This window comes from Lactobacillus sp. ESL0228 (assembly GCF_003692825.1).
In the GTDB taxonomy this organism is placed as follows: Bacteria; Bacillota; Bacilli; order Lactobacillales; family Lactobacillaceae; genus Lactobacillus.
In genome coordinates this window covers 313,701-334,989 of record NZ_REHJ01000008.1, presented here as the reverse complement: position 1 = coordinate 334,989, position 21,289 = coordinate 313,701, and the positions used below count along the sequence as shown (strand labels likewise).

Here is a 21,289-nt window from a genome sequence, read left to right as displayed (position 1 = left end):
GATTTTGTTAGTTTAACTACCAATTTGTTTGATAAAGGATGAGTTTTTTTATGACAAAAATCCGTTCTTTTGTTTTGTTCATCAACATTAAAAGACTTTATATGGTAGAATAATTTAAGTTAATAGAGGAGGTTGTCATGACTGAAGTTAAATATAGGCGGGTTGTTTTGAAAATTTCCGGAGAAGCTTTAGCCGGTGATAAGGGTACTGGTATTGATCCGACGGTCATTAGTCATTTAGCAGAAGAAATCAAGACAGTTCACGATTTAGGCGTTGAAATTGGAATTGTTTGTGGTGGCGGAAACATGTGGCGAGGAGAAACCGGGGCGAAACTTGGAATGGAACGTTCCCAAGCAGACTACATGGGAATGCTAGCGACTATCATGAACGGCCTAGCTCTTCAAGATGGTTTAGAGCATGTCGGTGTTCCAACAAGGCTTCAAACTTCTATTGAAATGAGACAAATCGCTGAACCTTACATTAGAAGAAAGGCAATCCGTCATTTAGAAAAGGGCCGTGTAGTAATTATGGGTGGAGGTACTGGTAATCCGTATTTTTCAACCGATACAACTGCGGCTTTACGTGCAGCCGAAATAAATGCTGATGTTATTTTAATGGCTAAAAATGGCGTTGATGGTGTTTATACAGCTGATCCTAAGCTTGATCCAAGTGCAACAAAGTATAGCGAATTAACTCAACTTGATGTTATCGCTAAAGATTTAAAGGTGATGGACAGAACAGCAAGTTCACTTTCAATGGACACAAATATTCCGTTAATTGTTTTTAATGTTAATACTGAAGGAAATATTAAACGAGTTGTTTTGGGAGAAAATATAGGAACAGTTATTGAAGGAGGAAAATAATGAATAATGAAGTAATTAAAAAAGCCAAACAAAACATGAGTAAGTCGATCAATGTTTTTGAAAAGAATCTTGCGTCTATTCGTGCAGGCGTAGCAAATTCAGCTATTCTTGATGGTATTAAAGTGGATTATTATGGTGTTCCAACTCCTTTAACGCAAATGGCTGGTATTACAATTCCAGAAGCACGTGTTCTTTTGATTACGCCATATGATCAAACTAGTTTAGATAATATTGAACATGCTTTGCTAGCTTCTAATCTTGGATTGACTCCAGCAAATGATGGTAAAGTCATCCGTTTGGTAATTCCACAATTAACTGGTGAAAGACGCCAAGAAATTGCTAAGCAAGTTAATAAACTTGCCGAGGAAGGTAAAATTGCTATTAGAAATATTCGTCGTGATGCAATGAATAGTTTAAAAAAACAACAAAAAGATGATGAAATAACTGAAGATGAGCAACGTAATCTTGAAAAGCAAGTTCAAAAGGAAACTGATAATGCAACCAAAAAGGTGGATGAACTTGCTGAACAGAAGCGTAAAGAAATCACGCAAGGATAACGAATGGCAGATAAAAAGAATCAATTAAATCATCTGGCAATTATTATGGATGGTAATGGCCGTTGGGCTACTAAGCAGGGCAAACCTCGCATTGCTGGACATCACGAAGGAATGAATAATGTTGAGCGCATAACATTGGCCGCTAATGATCTTGGAATTAAAGTACTATCATTATATGCCTTTTCTACTGAAAATTGGGCACGTCCAAAAGAAGAAGTAGCGTATTTAATGAATTTACCTGTTCGCTTTTTTGATAAATTTATGCCAACATTGATGGAAAATAATGTTAAGGTTAATATTATGGGTTATCTTGATCAGTTGCCAGCAAAAACTTTTACAGTTGTGGAACGTGCCATGACTCAAACTGCTAATAATACTGGTTTGATTTTAAATTTTGCTTTCAATTATGGTTCAAGAAGTGAGATAACAACTGCAGTAAAGGAAGTTGCTGGGTTGGTAGAATCTAAGCAAATTACTTCTAGTCAAATTAATGAGCAAATGATTTCTGAGCATTTGATGACCGCTAACCTTGGAGAATATTGTGATCCAGACCTTTTGATAAGGACTTCAGGAGAGCAAAGGCTTTCGAATTTTTTGCTCTGGCAATTAGCTTATGCTGAATTAGCTTTTAGCCCTAAATACTGGCCGGATTTTACTAAAAAAGACTTAGCGGAGTTTGTTAAAGATTTTCAAAATCGACATCGTCGTTTTGGCAAAGTCGATGAATCAGATAGTTAGGTAATTATATGAAACAACGTGTGATCACAGCAATTATTGCTTTAATGTTATTTATTCCTATTGTTCTTTTAGGTGGAATATGGATGGATTTACTAACAGTGGCTTTTGCTGCAGTTGGTATTAGCGAAATATTCTTGATGAAGAAGCAAATTTTGGTTTCTATAAACTTTTTATTAGCTTTACTTGCAACGATAATTTGGGCAGTTCCTGATAGTTTTATCAAGAGTATGCCATTTCATTGGACAAAATATGGAATTTACTTTAGTTTAATTATGCTAATGTTGACTTGGACTGTTTTATCTAAGAACAAGACGACATTTGATGATGTCGGCGCATATACATTAGGTTCTTTGTATATTGGAACAGGATTTCATTACATGGCAAGTATAAGAAATAGTTCTAACGGATTAGCTTTATTGTGCTATGTATTTGTAGTGGTGTGGCTAACTGATACAGGAGCTTACATGATTGGTCGCAAAATAGGTAAGCATAAATTATGGCCCGTAATTAGTCCCAACAAAACCTGGGAAGGTTCCCTGGGGGGGACGTTATGTGCCGTAATATGTGCAGCAATTTATACTTATTTTGTTCAAGTAGGTCAACCACAAATAGAAATGATCGGTTTTGCACTAATTTTATCAATTATCGGTCAAATGGGGGATTTAGTAGAATCAGCGTATAAACGTTACTACGGCGTTAAAGATTCGGGTAAAATATTGCCAGGTCATGGTGGCATTTTAGATCGCTTTGACAGTATGTTGTTTGTTTTACCAGTTTTTGCTGCTTTATTAGGAATTGTGCATTAGGTGATAAATTTGAAAGGAATATTAATCTTTCTAATAGTTTTTGGCTTGCTGGTTTTTATTCATGAATTTGGTCATTTTATTGTCGCAAAAAAATGTGGGATTTTAGTTCGTGAATTTTCGATTGGGATGGGACCTAAACTCTTTCAAGTTCGTCGTAATCCAACTACGTATACTATTCGCTGGTTACCTTTAGGCGGATATGTACGTTTAGCTGGAAGTGACGAAGATACTGCACTTGAGCCTGGGATGTTAGTTATTGTCCAATTGGATAATAACGAAAAGGTAACAAGAATCGATGCTTCCGGTTCAGATATTCCAATTGAAGGAATACCTGTGCAAATTACCAAGGCGGATTTAGTTGATAAGTTGTTTATTAGTGGTTATGAAAATGGTAATGAAAGTAAAAACGTAACATATTCTGTCTGTCATGACGCCACTATTATTGACCAATCGAAGACAGAGTTAGTTATTGCCCCTCGTGATACGCAATTTCAAGAAGCCAATGTTTGGCAAAAGCTTGCTACAAATGTTGCTGGTCCTCTAATGAATATTATTTTAGGTTTTGTCGTTTTTTTGATCTGGACTTTTACGGTTGCTGGTCCTCCAACGACAACAATTGACAAGGTTAGTGCGGCCTCACCAGCAGAAAATGCACAAATTGAAGCAGGTTCAAAGATAATTTCAATTAATAATCATCCAGTCACCAGTTTTGACGATATTTCACAGCAAATTGATCAAAGCAGAGGAAACAATTTGCATATTAAGCTAAATAAAAATGGTCAAAATCAAGTAGTAAATGTTAGACCTCAAAAAGTTTCTATACAAGGTCAGACTAGTTATCAAATTGGTATTAAGGCCAAAAGTGATGAACGAGCAATAGTTAAATTAAAACGAGGCTGGTCTACCTCGGTTACAACAACGGGAATGATATTTAATGCTGTTGGGGATTTGTTTAGTCATTTTAGTTTGAATAAATTATCTGGTCCGGTTGGTATTTATTCACAAACTTCACAGGTTTCACAGATGGGCTTTTCCTATGTATTAGCCTTTTTAGCAATGATATCAATTAATTTGGGGATAGTAAATTTAATTCCAATACCTGGCTTGGATGGTGGAAAATTTTTATTAAATTTAATTGAGCTTTTTCGTGGAAAACCGATTTCACCTGAACATGAAGCAATGGTTGAGCTTATCGGGTTTGGTTGTTTATTATTATTAATTATTGCTGTTACAGGAAACGATATTTATCGTTATTTTATTAAGTGAAAGATTTTTGTTCATTTGGGAGAAAATTAATGCGTCAATCTAAATTTTTTATGCCTACTTCAAAAGAAGCTCCTTCGGATGCAGTGGCAGAGAGCCATAAACTAATGCTTAGGGGAGGATATGTTCGTCAGGTTACTGCGGGGGTATATTCTTATTTACCATTAGGTTTTCGAGTTCTAAATAAAGTTCAACATATAATGAAGGAAGAAATGGCTAAGATCAATGTACCTGAAATGGCCATGCCTGATTTATTACCAGCTTCTCTTTGGGAAGAATCTGGTCGTTGGCAAAAATATGGTTTAGAAATGTTTAGACTAAAGGATCGACATGGTCGTCTAAGTCTATTAGGACCAACGCACGAAGAGACTTTTACCGAAATTGTAGCCAAAAATTTAAAGAGCTATAAACAGATGCCGATTGCGTTATATCAAATTCAAACTAAGTTTCGTGATGAAAATCGGCCACGCTTCGGATTACTTAGAACTCGTGAATTTATTATGCTAGATGCATATAGCTTTGCAGCTACCAAAGAACAACTTGATCAACAATTTGATGATGAGAAGAAAGCCTTTGAAGCTATATTTCATCGTTGTGGAGTCAAGGTGACCCCAGTTATTGCCGATTCTGGCACAATGGGTGGTAAAAATTCTACGGAGTTTCAAGCTCCAGCAGCAATAGGTGAGGATACTATTGCTACTAATGAAACTGGTACTTACTCTGCTAACCTAGAAATGGCAGCCAGTGTTGATACTTTCAAACCGGTAAAAGAAGATCCTCAACCTCTTAATCTGGTAGCAACACCTAATCAAGAAACAATTGCTGAATTGGCTAATTTCTTAAATGTTGAGAATACTCGAATTGTGAAGAGCGTTCTATATATTGTTAATGAAAAAGAACGTGTTTTAGTTTTAATTAGAGGTGATAAGCAAGTTAATGAGGTGAAGCTGACCCATTTGCTTGATGCGGATTCAGTTCGTGTTGCAACTGATGAAGAATTAAAACAAATAACTACTATTAGTAAGGGAAGCATTGGTCCGGTTAATGCAGACTGGGCTGATCAAATTGTTGCTGATGAAACAGTTAAGAATTTATCTAATGTGATTGTTGGGGCTAATAAGATCGGTTATCAGTTTGAAAATACAAATATCAATCGTGATTACAAAGTTGATATTTTTGGAGATATCCGAGTTGCTAATGAAGGCGAGCCTGACCCTATTGATCATTTGCCATTACAATTTACAACTTCAATTGAAGTTGGTCACATTTTCAAGCTTGGTACTTACTATACTGAAAAAATGGGTGCAAATTTCTTGGATCAAAATGGTAAGGCACAGCCAGTAATTATGGGTTCATACGGAATAGGTGTTACTCGCGTATTGTCTGCAGTTATTGAGCAACACCTAACTAAACATGGAATTGCTTGGCCACAGGAAATTGCTCCATTTGCTCTTCATATTATCCAAATGAAAATGAAAGATGAAGCACAGACTCAATTAGCTGAAAAACTTGAACAAGAATATGGTAAGAAATATGATGTTCTATATGATGACCGCAATGAACGTGCTGGTGTAAAATTTGCAGATGCTGATCTTGTAGGCGCACCAATTAGGGTTACTATTGGTAAGAAAGCTAATGAAGAAATTGTTGAAGTCAAACGTCCGGTTGATGAAAAGGCTACTGAAATGACAATTAGTGAATTAGCTGATTTTGTAGAAAAAGAGTTAGGATAATTTTCGTGGCTACTAAAAACGAACTTTTCTTACGACTTTTAGAGCAAATCCATTTTCCAAATGAATTTGAGGATAATGAAGTTTTGCAAAAAGGCCAAATTACTGATGTAGACGTATATACTAAAGAACATAGGTGGGATATCCATGTTCTTTTTGCTACACCATTAAAATACGCGACTTACGATGCTTTAAATAATGCAATTACAGCAAGTTTTTCATCCTTTGTCAAAACACGGTTATTGATAAATTCTCAAGATGGTTCAGATGAATATTTGAAAGAGTATTGGAAACATGCGGTGCAAAATTCTCAAATTTTACAACCTGTTGCCCGAGAATTTATTTCAACTCATTTACCCAAAAAAGTAAATGGCCGCTGGATTATACCTGTTGATAATTTAGTAGTTGATGACTTAATTGACCAAAAGACACTTGATCAATTAGCAATGGAAATGCGTACGTTTGGCTTTTTCAATTTAAAATTTTTGACAGAAATTGATGAAGCAAACTCTCAAAATAATTTAGCTAGTTTGCAGCAACTACAAAAAGAACATGAGCATGATATGCAAAAAGCATACAATGCTGCAACACCAAAAGAACATTCTAACTCTCAACCTTATTCAACGAAAAAAACTCACTATGGAAATCATAAGCTTGATGAAAATATTCCAATTACTAAAATCAAAAACGTAATTGATGGCAGTAGAAATGTTGTAATCGAAGGTAATATTTTTAATGTTGAAACGCGCGAACTAAAAAATGGTGCAGTGATTTTTTTGGGTGAAATTACTGATTATACGGACTCACTGGTGTTTAAAAAATTTATAGCTGATAAAGATCAATTGCAAAATATTGCTAATTTAAAAGTTGGAACTTGGGCAAAAATGCAAGGTTCTGCTCTAGAAGATCAGTGGAGTCACGATACTGTTTTTAATATTTCTAATTTTGAAATTATCGAACATATTGGTCGCCAAGAAAAATATGATGGTGAGCAAAAGCGAATTGAGTTACACCTACATACTAATATGAGTCAACTAGATGCGACTAATCCAGCAAGTAAATTTATTGCAGCTGCAAAAAAATTCGGGCAAAAGGCAATTGCAATTACCGATCATGGCGGGGTTCAAAGTTTTCCCGAAGCCTATAACGCTGGTAAAAAGAACGATATTAAGATAATTTATGGTCTTGAAGCAAATATGATCGATGATCATGCTTTACTTGTTCTTAATCCAGCTCCAATGAAATATCGAGACCGTGAGTTTGTGATTTTTGATGTTGAAACAACGGGATTGTCATCAGTGTACGATACAATTATTGAAATCGGTGCAGTCAAAATGAAAAATGGGGAAGTTATTGCTCGGTTTGATAAATTTATTAATCCTCATCACCCACTGAGTGAGCAAACAATTAACCTGACTTCGATTACTGATGAAATGGTGGGGTCAGCAGATGATGAAGCTGTTGTAATTAAACAGTTTCAAGACTTTTATGGTGATCGACCATTATGTGGACATAATGTACAGTTTGACTTAGGATTTGTAAATGCTGCGCTAAAACGTGCATCATTAGATGAAATCACGCAACCTGTAGTAGATACTCTGGAAGTATCAAGACTTTTACATCCAGAGCAAGCTAGACATACTCTGGATTCTCTTGCTAAAAAGTATCGAGTTGTTTTAGAACATCATCACCGTGCAAATCAGGATGCTGAAGCAACCGGCTATTTGATGTTTAAATTATTAGATGCATTTAATGATAAATATCATGAAGATGATTTGGGAAAAATGAATAGTTATGCTGCACATGGTCAGATCTTTAAGCGAGCAAGACCCCAGCATATGACTGTTTTGGCTCAAACGCAGGCTGGACTTAAAAATTTGTATCGACTAGTTTCAATTGCAAATACTAAATATTTTTACCGCATTCCACGAACTCCAAAATCAGACTTAATTAAAAATCATAAAGGATTACTATATGGATCTGGATGTTCAGAAGGCGAAGTTTTTACTGCAATGTTGCAAAAAGGATATAATGAGGCTCGTGAAAAAGCAAAATTTTATGATTTTCTTGAGATTCAGCCCCCAGCTAATTATTCGACATTGATTGAAGACCATTTAATTAGTGACAAAGCGGAGTTAGAAGAAATTCTAACTAATATATATAAATTAGGTAAAGAGTTGGATAAACCGGTGGTGGCAACTGGTGATGCACATTATGTTGAACCAAGAGATGCAATTTACCGAACAATTTTAATTTCGGCTCAAAGAGGCAATCCTAATCGTAATAAAAAACAACCTGATTTACATTTTTACACAACTCAAGAAATGCTTGATGCGTTTAGTTTTTTGGGTGAAGAGGTCGCCAAAGAAGTAGTAATTTTAAATCCAAATAAAATAGCTGAGTCTACTGAAGAAATTTCTCCAATTAAGGATGGATTATATCCACCGCACATTGATAATGCAGATGAAGAAATGAAACGGCTAACTTATGATAAAGCACATGAATTATATGGTAACCCGCTACCTCAAATAGTACAAGATCGTTTAGATATGGAACTAAATTCGATTATTTCCAATGGTTATGCTGTTATTTATCTTATTTCACAACGATTGGTTGCTAAATCCAATAAAGACGGCTATTTGGTTGGTTCCCGTGGATCAGTTGGTTCTAGTCTAGTTGCTACGATGTCTGGTATTACTGAGGTTAATCCGCTAGCACCACATTATCGTTGTCCAAATTGCAAATACACCGAATTTTTTGAGAATGGTGAATATGGTTCGGGTTATGATTTACCAGATAAAAAATGTCCAAAATGCAATACTGAATTGGTAAAAGACGGACAAGATATTCCTTTTGCAACTTTTCTAGGCTTTCATGGTGATAAGGTGCCAGATATTGATTTGAACTTTTCTGGTGATTATCAACCGGTGGCACACAACTTTATTCGAGTTATGTTTGGTCCGACTAATTCATATCGGGCTGGGACTATTGCTACAGTTGCTGATAAAACAGCTTATGGCTATGCTAAACATTACGATGATGAAAAAGAATTAAGCTTGCGAAAAGCAGAATTAGATCGTCTGGCTACTGGTGTTAGTGGCGTTAAGCGAACAACCGGTCAACATCCAGCTGGAATTGTTGTAGTTCCAGATGACATGGATATTTATGATTTTACTCCTGTTCAATATCCTGCAGATGATGTAAATGCAGCTTGGAAAACCACTCATTTTGATTTTCATTCTATTCATGATAACATTTTAAAATTTGATATTCTTGGTCACGATGATCCAACGATGATCAGAATGTTGCAGGATTTGTCTGGGGTTGATCCATTAACTATTCCACCAGATGATCCTGGAGTTATGTCCTTGTTTTCTAGTCCTAAAATTTTAGGAGTAACTCCGGAGCAAATCCAATCAAAAACAGGAACTTTAGGCGTGCCAGAGTTTGGAACCAAATTTGTTCGTGGAATGCTTGAAGAAACAAAACCAACAACATTTTCAGAATTATTGCAAATTTCTGGATTATCCCACGGTACAGATGTATGGCTGGGCAATGCTGAAGAATTAATTAATAATGGCACGTGTAAATTAAAGAATGTAATTGGCTGTCGCGATAATATTATGATGGACTTAATTCACTGGGGTGTACAGCCTGAAGTTGCGTTCTCAACGATGGAGTCAGTTCGTCATGGGCGTGGAATTAGTGATGATGATATGGCTATTTTACAAGAAAATGATAAAATTCCTAATTGGTACATTCCTTCTTGTTTGAAGATTAAGTATATGTTTCCCAAAGCTCATGCCACTGCTTATATCTTAATGGCTTTGAGAATTGCATGGTTTAAGGTATATTATCCTGAAATATACTATGCCGCTTATTTTTCAGTTCGTGCAAATTTATTTGACTTAGTTGCAATGAGTCATGGGAAAAACACTGTAAAAAAAGCAATGAGTGATATTCAAGAAAAGGGCAATGATGCATCGGCGAAAGATAAGAGCTTGTTAACTGTTTTGGAAATTGCCAATGAATGTCTTGAACGCGGAATTAATATCAAAATGGTTGATCTTAATCAATCAGAAGCAACAAATTTTAAAATTATTGATCAACATACAATTTTGGCACCATTTAATGCAGTTCCAGGACTCGGTATTAATGCAGCAAAGCAAATTGTTGCCGCTCGCGCTGAACAAGAGTTTTTATCAAAGGAAGATTTGGCAAACAGGGGTAGAGTTTCTCAATCAATAATGAATTATTTAGAGGATAATGAGGTGTTAGCTGATTTACCAGATCAAAATCAACTCTCGCTCTTTTAATTTTTTGCAGTATTAATATAAATGTGGTATACTTCATATAGAAGTTCGAATAATGATTCGGAGTGAGCTATCTAGCTCACTCTTTTTATTACGGAGGAAAGTACTTGGCGAAAGTTAAAGAATCTGTTCTCGCAGAAATTAAGCCAATCATTGCGTCGTGTAATGATGAATTAGTTGATTGTGAATACGTAAAAGAAAAAGGTCAAAATTATTTAAGGATATACGTTGATCGTGAAAATGGTATTGATATAAATGAAATTGCTAATTTAAGCGAGTTAATATCTGTAAAACTAGATAAAATTGAACCTGATCCATTTCCAGAGCCTTATGTTTTAGAACTATCTTCACCTGGAGTTGAACGTGAGATTAAAACAGCTAATGATTGGAAAAAGGCATTGAATAATTATATTCATGTTGCCCTTTATCAAAAAATAGCTGATAAAAAAGAATATGAAGGTACATTGAGGTCATATAGTGGTGACGAGATTGAATTGGAAATCAAGATAAAAACTAGGCGAAAACAGATTACTATTCCCCGTAAATTGATTGCAAGTATTAGGTTTGCAATTGAATTTTAGAAAGGCTGATTAAAAATTATGTCTAAAGAAATGCTGGAAGCGTTTGCTACTTTAGAAAAAACAAAGGGCATTAAACAAGATGTTATCGTTGAGGCAATCGAAGCAGCTCTTGTTGCTGCTTATAAAAAAAATTATAACCAAGCAACGAATGTAGTAGTTGAATTTGATGAGCGCAAAGGTGATTTCAGATTAATGACTGAAAAGGCTGTTGTTGAAGAGGTTCATGATGATCGATTAGAAATCAGTTTAAAGGATGCTTTGGCTATTAATAGAGCCTATGAATTAGGCGATACAATTAGATTTGAAGTGGCTCCGAAGAACTTTGGTCGTATTGCCGCTCAAACAGCTAAGCAGGTCATTATGCAACATTTACGTGAAGCTGAAAGAAACCAAATAATAGATGAATATTCACAATATGAAGATGAATTGATCACTGGAACTGTCGAAAGACGTGATAATAGATTCGTTTATGTTAAAATTGGAAATGTTGAAGCAGTGATGCCACGTAATGATCAAATGCCTAATGAAAGTTATAATCCGCAAGATCAAATTAGAGTGCTAGTAACTCACGTAGGTTCCGATTCTAAAGGTGCACAGATTACTGTTTCACGAACTGCTCCTGACATGGTTAAGCGACTATTTGAACAAGAAGTTCCTGAAATTTATGACGGTACAGTTGAAATAGTTTCAATTGCTCGTGAAGCTGGTGATAGAACTAAGATTGCTGTTAAAACAAACGATCCTAATATTGATCCGGTTGGTACTTGTGTAGGTCAGCGTGGTGCCCGAGTTCAAAATGTAGTAAATGAACTTGATGGTGAAAATATTGATGTTGTTAAATATGAAGAAGATCCATCAGATTTTATTGCTAATGCGCTTAATCCTGCAGAGGTTATTGCAGTACAATTTGGAGATGAAGAGGATGAAAAGAGTGCTTTAGTAATTGTACCTGATTATCAATTATCGCTAGCAATTGGTAAAAAGGGACAAAACGTTCGCTTGGCAGCACGTTTAACAGGCTATAAAATTGATATTAGACCTGAATCAGAAGTTGAATTTGTTGATGAAGCTAATGCTGAAGAGCCTGAAGTCACAGCTGCTGTTGAAGCAAATGAGTCTTCTGAAGAAAGTAACGATCTTAGTCAAACCAGTGAAGCTGCTGAGTCAACTTCTGATGAAGTTATTGATATTGAAGAATAATAAGTCAAGGAGGGGTTCTTTTGAAAAAAAGAAAAATTCCAATGCGAAAAGATCTGCTAACGAATACTATGAAGCCCAAAAAAGAGCTAGTTCGAATTGTAGTTGACAAGGATAAAAATGTGACCGTTGATCCGACAGGAAAAGAACCAGGTCGTGGAGCTTATGTTTCACTAGACCCGAGCAAAATTCAGTTTGCTAAAGATAAAGGCCTACTGGAACGCAGCTTAGGTGCAAAAATATCAGATTCATTCTATGAGGAATTATATTCTTATGTTGATCATCAAAAAGCAAGAAAAGAATTGTTTGGTGATAAATAACGTTGCAGAATAGACAAAAGGCATTAAATTTGTTGGGACTGGCTGAACGAGCTGGGAAACTAGTTACAGGACAAGAAATCGTTACTGTTGGACTTAAGGCAAAAAAAATTAAAATTGTTATTTTGGCTAGTGACATTCAACCAGATACCAGTGAAAAAGTAAGAAGAGTTGCTGGAAAAAATGAAATTAAAGTTATTTCCGACTTTACTAGTAATGAACTTTCACATGCTATCGGTAAGAAGCGTAAAGTATTAGGAATTACCGATGCTGGCTTTGGTAAAGCATTAGTTCAAAAGATTCATGAAGGAGTGTGATTGGATGACTAAGAAAAGAATTTACGAAATTGCAAAAGAGTTAGGCATCGATAATAAAGTTGTGGTCAATAAAGCTAAAGACCTAGGCTTTGATGTAAAAAATCATATGTCATCACTAGAAGATTCAGAAGTGGATCAGTTAAAGGGTAATTTGCGTAACCCCGCTCCCGCAAAAAAGGAAGATAAGTCAGTTAAAAAGATTAATAAAATCAAAATTTCTGTTACTTCAATTCGTAAAAACGAAAAAAAGCACGAAGAAGAAAAAAACGGTAGCAATCATCAAAATAGACGTCGTTCAAACAATCATAGGCGACAAAAAGAATCTAATGCAAAACTTGCCAACCACAGTCAAAAAACGGCAAAACCTGTGGCACAGGATTTGCTTAAACAACTAAAGCATAAACAAAGAGTAGAGGAAAATACGCTGAATCGTCAAAATGAAAAGGTTAGTAAAAATTTTGGTCAAGAAGTGACTAAGTCGACTTCTACAAGAGAAGAAGTAAAAAAAGAACCTAAAGAAAACAAAGAAGTAATTACTAAAAAAGAAATTTCAAAATCAAAAGTAACTGGTCCAAAAATTATTAAACCGTCACCTGCTAGAATGAAGCAAAATCATAATTCAGCAGTAGCAAACAAGGTTAAAATAGTTGAACCAAGTACTACTCAAGAGCCAGCAAAAGATGATAACAGACGTGGAAATGGACATACCCGCAATACTGGCAAACCAGGTCGCAAAGGTAGAAATCAATCATATGCTGGTGGCAATAATCATCCTAAACGCCAAGAAAGACGTAAAGCAAAGTCTAAAAAACGTCAAATAGAACAAATTCCTAAGAAGCAACCATCCCAAAGAAAGGAACGTCCGCTGCCAGAAACGTTGACTTATGAAGTTGGTATGAATGCTCAAGATTTAGGTAAAACTTTACACAGAGAACCAGCAGAAATTGTTAAGAAATTATTTATGCTTGGGATAATGACCAACCAAAATCAGTCGCTTGACAAAGATACAATTGAATTAATTGCAGCTGAGTATGGCATTAATGCTGAAGAAAAAATTCATGAGGATATTTCTGATATTGATAACTTGTATGAAAAACAGATGGCTGCTTCAAAAGAATCGAAGTTTCAAGTTAAGCGTCCGCCAGTTGTTACCATTATGGGACATGTTGATCATGGTAAGACTACATTGCTTGATCGATTGAGACATACTCATGTTTCAGCTCATGAAGCTGGAGGAATTACTCAAAAAATTGGTGCATATCAAGTAAGAATCGGTAAGGACTTAATTACATTCTTAGATACACCGGGACATGCGGCATTTTCAAATATGCGTGAACGCGGAGCAGAAATTACAGATATTGTTGTTTTAGTTGTTGCTGCTGATGACGGTGTAATGCCCCAAACAATTGAAGCTATTGATCATGCTAAGAGTGCCCATGTTCCAATTATTGTTGCAATTAACAAGATGGACGCCCCAGGTGCTAATCCGGAACATGTTATTGAACAGCTAATGCAGTATAACTTAATTCCGGAAGATTATGGCGGGGACACAATTTTTGTTAAAATATCGGCTAAAACAGGTGAAAATGTTGATGAGCTTTTGCAAATGATTCTCCTTCAAGCTGATGTGATGGAATTAAAAGCTGATTCAAAGCAAAAAGCTATTGGAACTGTAATTGAGGCTCGGTTATCACGTGGTCGTGGACCAGTTGCTGATATCTTAATACAACAAGGTACGTTGCACACAGGTGACCCAATTGTTGTTGGTAATCGCTTTGGTCGTGTTCGTGTGATGACTAATGATCGTGGTCGACAAGTTGAAAAAGCAATGCCTTCAATGCCTGTTGAAATAACTGGTTTGAATGATGTTCCTGAATCTGCTGATAAAATTGTTGTCTTTGATGATGAAAAAACTGCTAGAAGTGTTGGAGAGCAAAGGGCACAACAAGCTTTGCAGCAATCCCGTGAAAATACTCAACATGTTACGTTGGACAATCTTTTCGATACAATGAAAAAAGAAAACATGAAAGAAGTTGGTGTCGTTTTAAAGGCTGATGTTCAGGGATCAGCTGAGGCATTACAGCAATCACTTGAAAAAATTGAAGTTGAAGGTGTACGTGTAAATATTATTCACTCTGGTGTTGGTGCTGTTAATGAATCTGATGTTGCACTGGCAGCGGCTTCTAATGCCTTTATCCTTGGGTTTAATGTACGACCAACTGCAACAGCTAAATCACAAGCGGAATCCGATGCTGGAGTTGATATTCGACTATACAGTGTTATCTATAAAGCAATTGACGATGTTAAAGCAGCCATGCAGGGAATGTTGGAACCAACTTACGAAGATAAAGTTGTCGGAAATCTGACCGTTCGTGAAATTTGGAAAGTATCTAAAGTTGGGACTATCGCAGGAGCATTTGTTGATTCTGGCTATGTTTCTCGTGATTCTGAAGTAAACTTAATTCGCAATGGTGTTGTAATCTATACTGGTAAAGTTGGTTCGCTAAAGAGATTTAAAGACGATGTTAAGGTTGTTAAGCAAGGGTTAGATTGTGGACTGACAATTGAAGGCTATAATGACATTAAAGTTGGCGATGAGCTTGAAGCTGTTGAACAACAGGAAGTTAAGCCTAGTTAGTTAAAATTGGAGGCAAGGATGAAACACAGAATAGGTCGCGTTGAAGGTGAAATCCTTCGTGAGTTAACTAAAATTTTGCGCAAAAACATACGTGATCCACGTGTTAAAGATGTAACCATAACTGCTGTAGAATGCACCAATGATCTTTCATATGCAACTGTTTTTTATAGTATACTCAGTGATAGTCCTCAAAAAGAAGAAGAGGCTGCTAACGGATTAGAAAAAGCCAAAGGCATGGCACGTCATCTTTTGGGACAGGTTTTAACTGTCTATAAGGTTCCAGAGCTTATATTTAAGCGAGACAATTCAGTTAAATATGGTAGTAAAATTGATCAATTAATTGCCGAGGTAAAAAGACAAGAAGAAGATCGAAATAATTAAAAAAAGCGCTCTTTGGCGCTTTTTTGATAGGTAGGTAAGATGATAAACGGAATTTTAGTAATCGATAAAGATAAAGGAATGACTAGTGCAGATGTTGTTTATCAGTTGCGAAAAGCTTTACATATTAAAAAAATTGGTCACGCAGGGACGTTAGATCCCGATGTTACTGGTGTTTTACCTATTGCCCTAGGTCAAGCTACAAAGTTAATTGAGCTAATGCATACTAAAAATAAAGAATATTGTGGGACTGGTATTTTAGGTTTTTCGACTGATAGTTATGATCTTAGTGGTAAACTTTTACAAGTTCAAAATTTGACAGAACAATTGTCAGCTGAAGATATTAGTAAGGCAATGCAACAATTTGTAGGAAGAATAGAGCAAGTGCCACCAATTTATTCAGCTGTTCGAGTTAATGGACGACATTTATATGAATATGCTCGAGAAAATATTACGGTTGAGAGACCAAAAAGACTGGTCAATGTTTTTTCGTATAATCTAGTTGGTACGCCAACTTTTAATAAAGAAAAAGGGCAAGAGGAATTTAGCTTTCAAATTGAATGTAGTAAAGGTACGTATGTTCGTTCTCTTGTCAATGATTTATCCAATAAATTGAATATCCCGGCCACAATGAAAAGTTTACGTCGTACTGCTAGTTCTGGCTTCGATATTAGTCAAGCGGTCAAGTTAGATGACATTGTTTGCAATCCATCCCACATTGTTGAATATATTCAACCGATCGAAACATTTTTTAAGGATTACCAACAACTAAATTTAACTGAAGATCAATGGAAAAAAGTTCAAAACGGTGCAGCAATTTCATTACAAACGAATGAAAAACAAGTTGCTTTACGTTACAATAAAAAGGTTAAAGCAATTTATCATGTGAAAGGACATCTTTATTGTCCCGAACTGATGCTTTTACAAAATAAATAGTTGAAATGAAGGTCTCAACGTGCAAATTATCCATTTAAATTATCCAATTACAGATAATATTGTTCAGGGTAAACTAATATTGGCTTTAGGCTTTTTTGATGGTGTTCATCGTGGACATCAACAACTTATCAAGATTGCAAAAAAAACTGCAATAAAAAAAGATCTGCCTCTAATGGTAATGACATTTGATAGACATCCTAAAGAAGTGTATCAAAATGCTGGTGTAACGTATATTGACAACTTAGATGAAAAAGCATATAAAATGCAGAAACTTGGCGTAGATTACTTATTGGTAATGCATTTTAATAAGATGTTCAGTAGACTAACTGCACAGAAATTTGTTGATAATATTATTGTCAAATTACATGCTGACACAATTGTTGCAGGTTTTGATTATACCTATGGTCCTAAAGATGTAGCTAATATGCAAAATTTACCACAGTTTGCTAAAGGTAGATTTGATATTATTAATGTTCCTGAACAATGCTATGATGGACAAAAAATAGGCTCAACAGAAATTAAAAAGGCAATTGGTGCAGGGAATATGACTTTAGCTAAGAAGTTATTAGGATTTCCATATGTAATGTCTGGTTATGTTGGTCATGGACTACGAAATGGACATAAGTTAGGCTATCCTACTGCTAACTTAGTTTGGGATACAAATAAAGTGATTCCTAAGATAGGAGTCTATGCTACTAAAACAAAAATTAATGGCAAGTGGTACAATTCAATGACCAGTGTCGGTTATAATGCTACAATCAATGACGATTCAAAAATTTATATTGAATCAAACTTGTTTGGTTTCAATCAAGATGCATATGATCAAAAAATGATTATAAAATGGTATAAGTATACAAGAGGAGAAATTAAATTTAGCAATTTAACCGACTTGAAAAAGCAAATGGTTCAGGATGAGGCAGAAATAAAAGCATATTTTTCTAATCTAAATAAATAGACTAATCTATTTATACAAATTTGTTCAAAAAAATTAGCACTCAACTTGACAATCTGCTAAAACCTAGTATCATAATAATTGTTAGCACCTTTGAAGTGTGAGTGCTAAAAGTGAGGGCGATATTTATGTTGACCGAACGTCAAGAACTAATTTTAAAAACTATTATAAATGATTTTACGCAAACGCATGATCCTGTAGGCTCTAAAACTGTTATGAATCAGTTACCAATTAAAGTTTCTAGCGCAACAATTCGAAATGAAATGGCTCTATTGGAAGAGCGGGGATTGATTGAAAAGACCCATCTGTCTAGTGGACGTGTGCCATCAACTGATGGATATCGTTATTATTTGGACAATTTAGTTGAGCCTCTTCAAATTCCATCTTCTGTTTATAAAAAAATTATTAATCAGTTTAGTCAACCGTTTCATCAAGTTAATGAAATTGTGCAAGAAGCCGCTAAGATTTTGTCTGATTTAACAAATTATACAGCTTTTGCGGAGGGTCCTGAAAGTAGTACATTGACTATTACCGGTTTTCGAATAGTTCCCTTGTTCAGTTGTCAGATCATGGCTATTTTAGTAACTAGTGATGGTAACGTTCATAATCAAGTTTATCAATTGCCATCTAATGTTAATGGCGATGAAGTAGAAAAAGCTGTTCGAATGATAAACGATGAACTTGTTGGTAAAACATTGGGGGATGTATCACCAACCATATTAAGTCATGTACTAAATAAGAAATTTAACAGTAGTCATATCGATGGTTTGATTGAACTAGTGGAAGATGTTATTAATGAAGCAGCTAGTGAGCAAATGTATGTCGATGGTCAAATCAATCTGCTCAATAATACATCTTTAAATGATGTAACCAGCTTACGAACGCTTTATGACTTAATTGATCATGAAGATCTAATTTCACACTGGATGAGTCAAGGAACAATTACGAATAATAATCATTCTCCCATTCAAGTCAGTCTAGGTTCAGAATTATCTAATGATTTGCTAAAAGATTATAGTTTGTTAACAGCAGAATATAGCGTTGGTTCTCATGGTAAAGGTGTAATTGCTTTACTTGGCCCCAATAATATGCCATATTCGCAAATAATTAGTTTATTAGAATATTTCAGGAATGAATTAGCTAAAAAAATGCTTGAGTATTATGGTCGATTTAAATAAAGGAGGTTAACGTGAGTAAAGAAAAATTTACTAGCGAACAGGATTTGGATAAGGCTCAATCACAAACAACTAAAGCAACTGATAGTGATACTAACAAAATTAATAAAAAGAAGTCAAAATCTATAGAAAATAAAGAAGTGGCTGAATTAACTAAGTTGCGCGAAGAAAATAAAGATTTAGAAGATAAATTTTTACGTAGCCAAGCTGAAATGCAAAATATGCAAAATCGGTATAATAACGAGCGGGCACAGTTGATTAAGTATGAATCACAATCATTAGCTAAAGACGTTTTACCTGCAATGGATAATTTAGAGCGGGCTTTAGCAACTAAAGTTGACGATGAAGCTTCTAAGCAATTAAAAAAGGGTGTTGAAATGACCCTTGATTCGCTTGTAAAAGCCATGAAAGATCATGGAATTAGCGAAATTGATGCTGAAGGTGTGGAATTTGATCCAACTTTGCATCAAGCGGTTCAAACCGTTGATGCCGAAAGTGATGATCAAAAAAATCATGTTGTGCAAGTTTTACAAAAAGGATATTTATATAAAGATCGTACATTAAGACCAGCAATGGTTGTTGTCGCACAATAATTGGAAGGAAGTTAAAAAAATGTCAAAAGTTATCGGTATTGATCTTGGAACTACTAACTCAGCTGTTGCAGTTCTTGAAGGTAAAGAACCAAAAATTATTACTAATCCAGAAGGTAATCGAACTACTCCATCTGTAGTTGCTTTTAAGGATGGTGAAATTCAAGTTGGTGAAGTAGCAAAAAGACAAGCAATCACTAACCCTAATACAATTTCTTCAATTAAACGCCACATGGGTGAAACAGATTATAAGGTAAAGATTGGTGATAAAGCATATACACCACAAGAAATTTCTGCGATGATCTTACAATACATTAAGAAATTCTCAGAAGATTACTTAGGTGAAAAGGTTACTGAAGCAGTTATTACGGTTCCTGCATACTTTAATGATGCACAGCGTCAAGCAACTAAAGATGCTGGTAAAATCGCTGGTTTAGATGTTAAACGAATTATTAATGAGCCAACCGCTTCATCACTTGCTTATGGCCTAGATAAAGACGCAGAAGACGAAAAAGTTTTGGTATATGACCTTGGTGGTGGTACCTTTGACGTTTCAGTTCTACAATTAGGTGATGGTGTGTTCCAAGTATTGTCAACTAATGGTGATACTCGTCTTGGTGGTGATGACTTTGATAATAAAATTATGGATTGGCTCATCAAGAACTTTAAGGATGAAAATGGTGTTGATTTATCAACAGACAAAATGGCTTTGCAGAGATTAAAAGATGCCGCAGAAAAGGCAAAGAAAGATCTTTCTGGTGTCTCTTCAACACATATCTCACTTCCATTCATTTCTGCTGGTGAGGCAGGACCTTTGCACCTTGAAGCTGATTTGACTCGAGCAAAGTTTGATGAGTTAACTGCTGATCTTGTTGATAGAACCAAAGTACCATTTGACAATGCTCTAAAAGATGCTGATTTGACGGTTAATGATATTGATAAAGTGATCTTGAACGGTGGTTCAACTCGGATTCCTGCTGTTCAAGAAGCAGTTAAGAAATGGTCTGGTAAAGAGCCTGACCACTCAATTAACCCTGATGAAGCTGTTGCTTTGGGTGCTGCAATTCAAGGTGGTGTTATTTCAGGTGATGTTAAGGATGTTGTTTTACTTGACGTTACGCCGCTTTCACTAGGAATCGAAACTATGGGAGGCGTTTTCACTAAATTAATTGAAAAGAACACGACTATTCCAACTTCAAAGAGTCAAATTTTTTCGACAGCTGCTGATAATCAACCAGCGGTTGATGTTCATGTGCTGCAGGGTGAACGACCAATGGCAGCAGATGACAAGACCTTAGGTAGATTCGAATTAACTGACATTCCGGCTGCACCACGTGGAGTTCCTCAAATTCAAGTTACTTTTGATATTGATAAGAATGGTATCGTAAACGTTTCCGCAAAAGATATGGGTACTGGCAAGGAACAAAAGATTACTATTAAGAGTTCATCTGGTTTGTCTGATGAAGAAATTCAAAAGATGCAAAAAGAGGCCGAAGAACACGCTGAGGAAGATAAGAAGAAGAAAGAAGAAGTTGACCTACGCAATGAAGTTGACCAATTAATCTTCTCAACTGAAAAGACTTTAGGTGAAGTTAAAGACAAGGTATCTGAAGATGATACTAAGAAGGTTCAAGACGCACTTGATGCACTTAAGAAAGCTCAAAAAGATAATAATTTAGATGAAATGAAAGCTAAGAAAGATGAATTATCTAAGGTTGCTCAAGACTTAGCAGTTAAATTATATCAAGCTAACGGTGGAGCTCAAGGACAAACTGGACCACAAGATCCTGGTGCACAAGGCGGTAATCCAAGTGATGGTTCTGCTAGTGACGGAGAATTCCATAAGGTAGACCCAGATAAGTAAAGGGTTTATAATTAAATAAATTAGAAAAGAACTGCCACGAAGTAGTTCTTTTCTTTTGGAAAGTAAGGAGCTTT

Annotated in this window: 18 protein-coding genes; all 18 read left to right on the top strand. The window is 35.5% G+C overall.

Annotation, left to right across the window (positions count from 1 at the left end; genetic code table 11):
- The first annotated feature begins 137 nt into the window (after window positions 1-137).
- Window positions 138-863, top strand: coding sequence for a UMP kinase (gene pyrH / locus F5ESL0228_RS05105; RefSeq protein ID WP_122018394.1), 726 nt, complete (start codon window positions 138-140; stop codon window positions 861-863).
- Window positions 863-1,420, top strand: a complete 558-nt coding sequence (frr, locus tag F5ESL0228_RS05100; RefSeq protein ID WP_122018393.1) for a ribosome recycling factor — start codon at window positions 863-865, stop codon at window positions 1,418-1,420. Before pyrH ends, frr begins: the two co-directional genes overlap by 1 nt.
- 3 nt (window positions 1,421-1,423) lie before the next feature.
- On the top strand, window positions 1,424-2,158 hold the full coding sequence (locus F5ESL0228_RS05095; RefSeq protein WP_122018392.1) for an isoprenyl transferase: 735 nt from the start codon (window positions 1,424-1,426) through the stop codon (window positions 2,156-2,158).
- 8 nt (window positions 2,159-2,166) lie between these two features.
- Window positions 2,167-2,964: a phosphatidate cytidylyltransferase gene (locus F5ESL0228_RS05090; RefSeq protein ID WP_122018391.1), complete on the top strand. Its 798-nt coding sequence runs from the start codon at window positions 2,167-2,169 to the stop codon at window positions 2,962-2,964.
- 9 nt (window positions 2,965-2,973) lie between these two features.
- Window positions 2,974-4,230 (top strand): RIP metalloprotease RseP, encoded by a 1,257-nt coding sequence (gene rseP, locus F5ESL0228_RS05085; protein WP_122023065.1) that lies wholly within the window; start codon window positions 2,974-2,976, stop codon window positions 4,228-4,230.
- 29 nt (window positions 4,231-4,259) lie between these two features.
- Window positions 4,260-5,960, top strand: coding sequence for a proline--tRNA ligase (locus tag F5ESL0228_RS05080; protein WP_122023064.1), 1,701 nt, complete (start codon window positions 4,260-4,262; stop codon window positions 5,958-5,960).
- A gap of 5 nt (window positions 5,961-5,965) precedes the next feature.
- Window positions 5,966-10,273: a PolC-type DNA polymerase III gene (locus F5ESL0228_RS05075; protein ID WP_122023063.1), complete on the top strand. Its 4,308-nt coding sequence runs from the start codon at window positions 5,966-5,968 to the stop codon at window positions 10,271-10,273.
- A 104-nt stretch (window positions 10,274-10,377) separates the two neighbouring features.
- Complete coding sequence (rimP, locus tag F5ESL0228_RS05070; RefSeq protein ID WP_122018387.1) at window positions 10,378-10,851, top strand: ribosome maturation factor RimP; 474 nt, start codon at window positions 10,378-10,380, stop codon at window positions 10,849-10,851.
- A gap of 18 nt (window positions 10,852-10,869) precedes the next feature.
- Complete coding sequence (nusA, locus tag F5ESL0228_RS05065; protein WP_122023062.1) at window positions 10,870-12,051, top strand: transcription termination factor NusA; 1,182 nt, start codon at window positions 10,870-10,872, stop codon at window positions 12,049-12,051.
- A 20-nt stretch (window positions 12,052-12,071) separates the two neighbouring features.
- The gene (gene rnpM / locus F5ESL0228_RS05060; RefSeq protein ID WP_122018385.1) at window positions 12,072-12,368 is read left to right on the top strand and encodes an RNase P modulator RnpM; all 297 of its coding nucleotides are present in this window, start codon (window positions 12,072-12,074) and stop codon (window positions 12,366-12,368) included.
- 2 nt (window positions 12,369-12,370) lie between these two features.
- Window positions 12,371-12,682 carry a ribosomal L7Ae/L30e/S12e/Gadd45 family protein gene (locus F5ESL0228_RS05055; protein WP_122018384.1) on the top strand — a complete coding sequence of 104 codons (312 nt, stop codon included), beginning with the start codon at window positions 12,371-12,373 and terminating at the stop codon, window positions 12,680-12,682.
- A gap of 4 nt (window positions 12,683-12,686) precedes the next feature.
- Window positions 12,687-15,320: a translation initiation factor IF-2 gene (infB, locus tag F5ESL0228_RS05050; RefSeq protein ID WP_122023061.1), complete on the top strand. Its 2,634-nt coding sequence runs from the start codon at window positions 12,687-12,689 to the stop codon at window positions 15,318-15,320.
- A gap of 18 nt (window positions 15,321-15,338) precedes the next feature.
- On the top strand, window positions 15,339-15,701 hold the full coding sequence (locus F5ESL0228_RS05045) for a ribosome-binding factor A (RefSeq protein WP_122018382.1): 363 nt from the start codon (window positions 15,339-15,341) through the stop codon (window positions 15,699-15,701).
- Window positions 15,702-15,740: 39 nt separating this feature from the next.
- Window positions 15,741-16,634: a tRNA pseudouridine(55) synthase TruB gene (gene truB / locus F5ESL0228_RS05040; RefSeq protein WP_122023060.1), complete on the top strand. Its 894-nt coding sequence runs from the start codon at window positions 15,741-15,743 to the stop codon at window positions 16,632-16,634.
- Window positions 16,635-16,653: 19 nt separating this feature from the next.
- Window positions 16,654-17,589 carry a riboflavin biosynthesis protein RibF gene (gene ribF, locus F5ESL0228_RS05035; protein WP_122018380.1) on the top strand — a complete coding sequence of 312 codons (936 nt, stop codon included), beginning with the start codon at window positions 16,654-16,656 and terminating at the stop codon, window positions 17,587-17,589.
- A 125-nt stretch (window positions 17,590-17,714) separates the two neighbouring features.
- Window positions 17,715-18,764 (top strand): heat-inducible transcriptional repressor HrcA, encoded by a 1,050-nt coding sequence (gene hrcA / locus F5ESL0228_RS05030; protein WP_122018379.1) that lies wholly within the window; start codon window positions 17,715-17,717, stop codon window positions 18,762-18,764.
- An 11-nt stretch (window positions 18,765-18,775) separates the two neighbouring features.
- Complete coding sequence (gene grpE, locus F5ESL0228_RS05025; RefSeq protein ID WP_122018378.1) at window positions 18,776-19,354, top strand: nucleotide exchange factor GrpE; 579 nt, start codon at window positions 18,776-18,778, stop codon at window positions 19,352-19,354.
- A 19-nt stretch (window positions 19,355-19,373) separates the two neighbouring features.
- Window positions 19,374-21,215, top strand: a complete 1,842-nt coding sequence (gene dnaK, locus F5ESL0228_RS05020) for a molecular chaperone DnaK (protein WP_122018377.1) — start codon at window positions 19,374-19,376, stop codon at window positions 21,213-21,215.
- The last annotated feature ends 74 nt before the right edge of the window (window positions 21,216-21,289 follow it).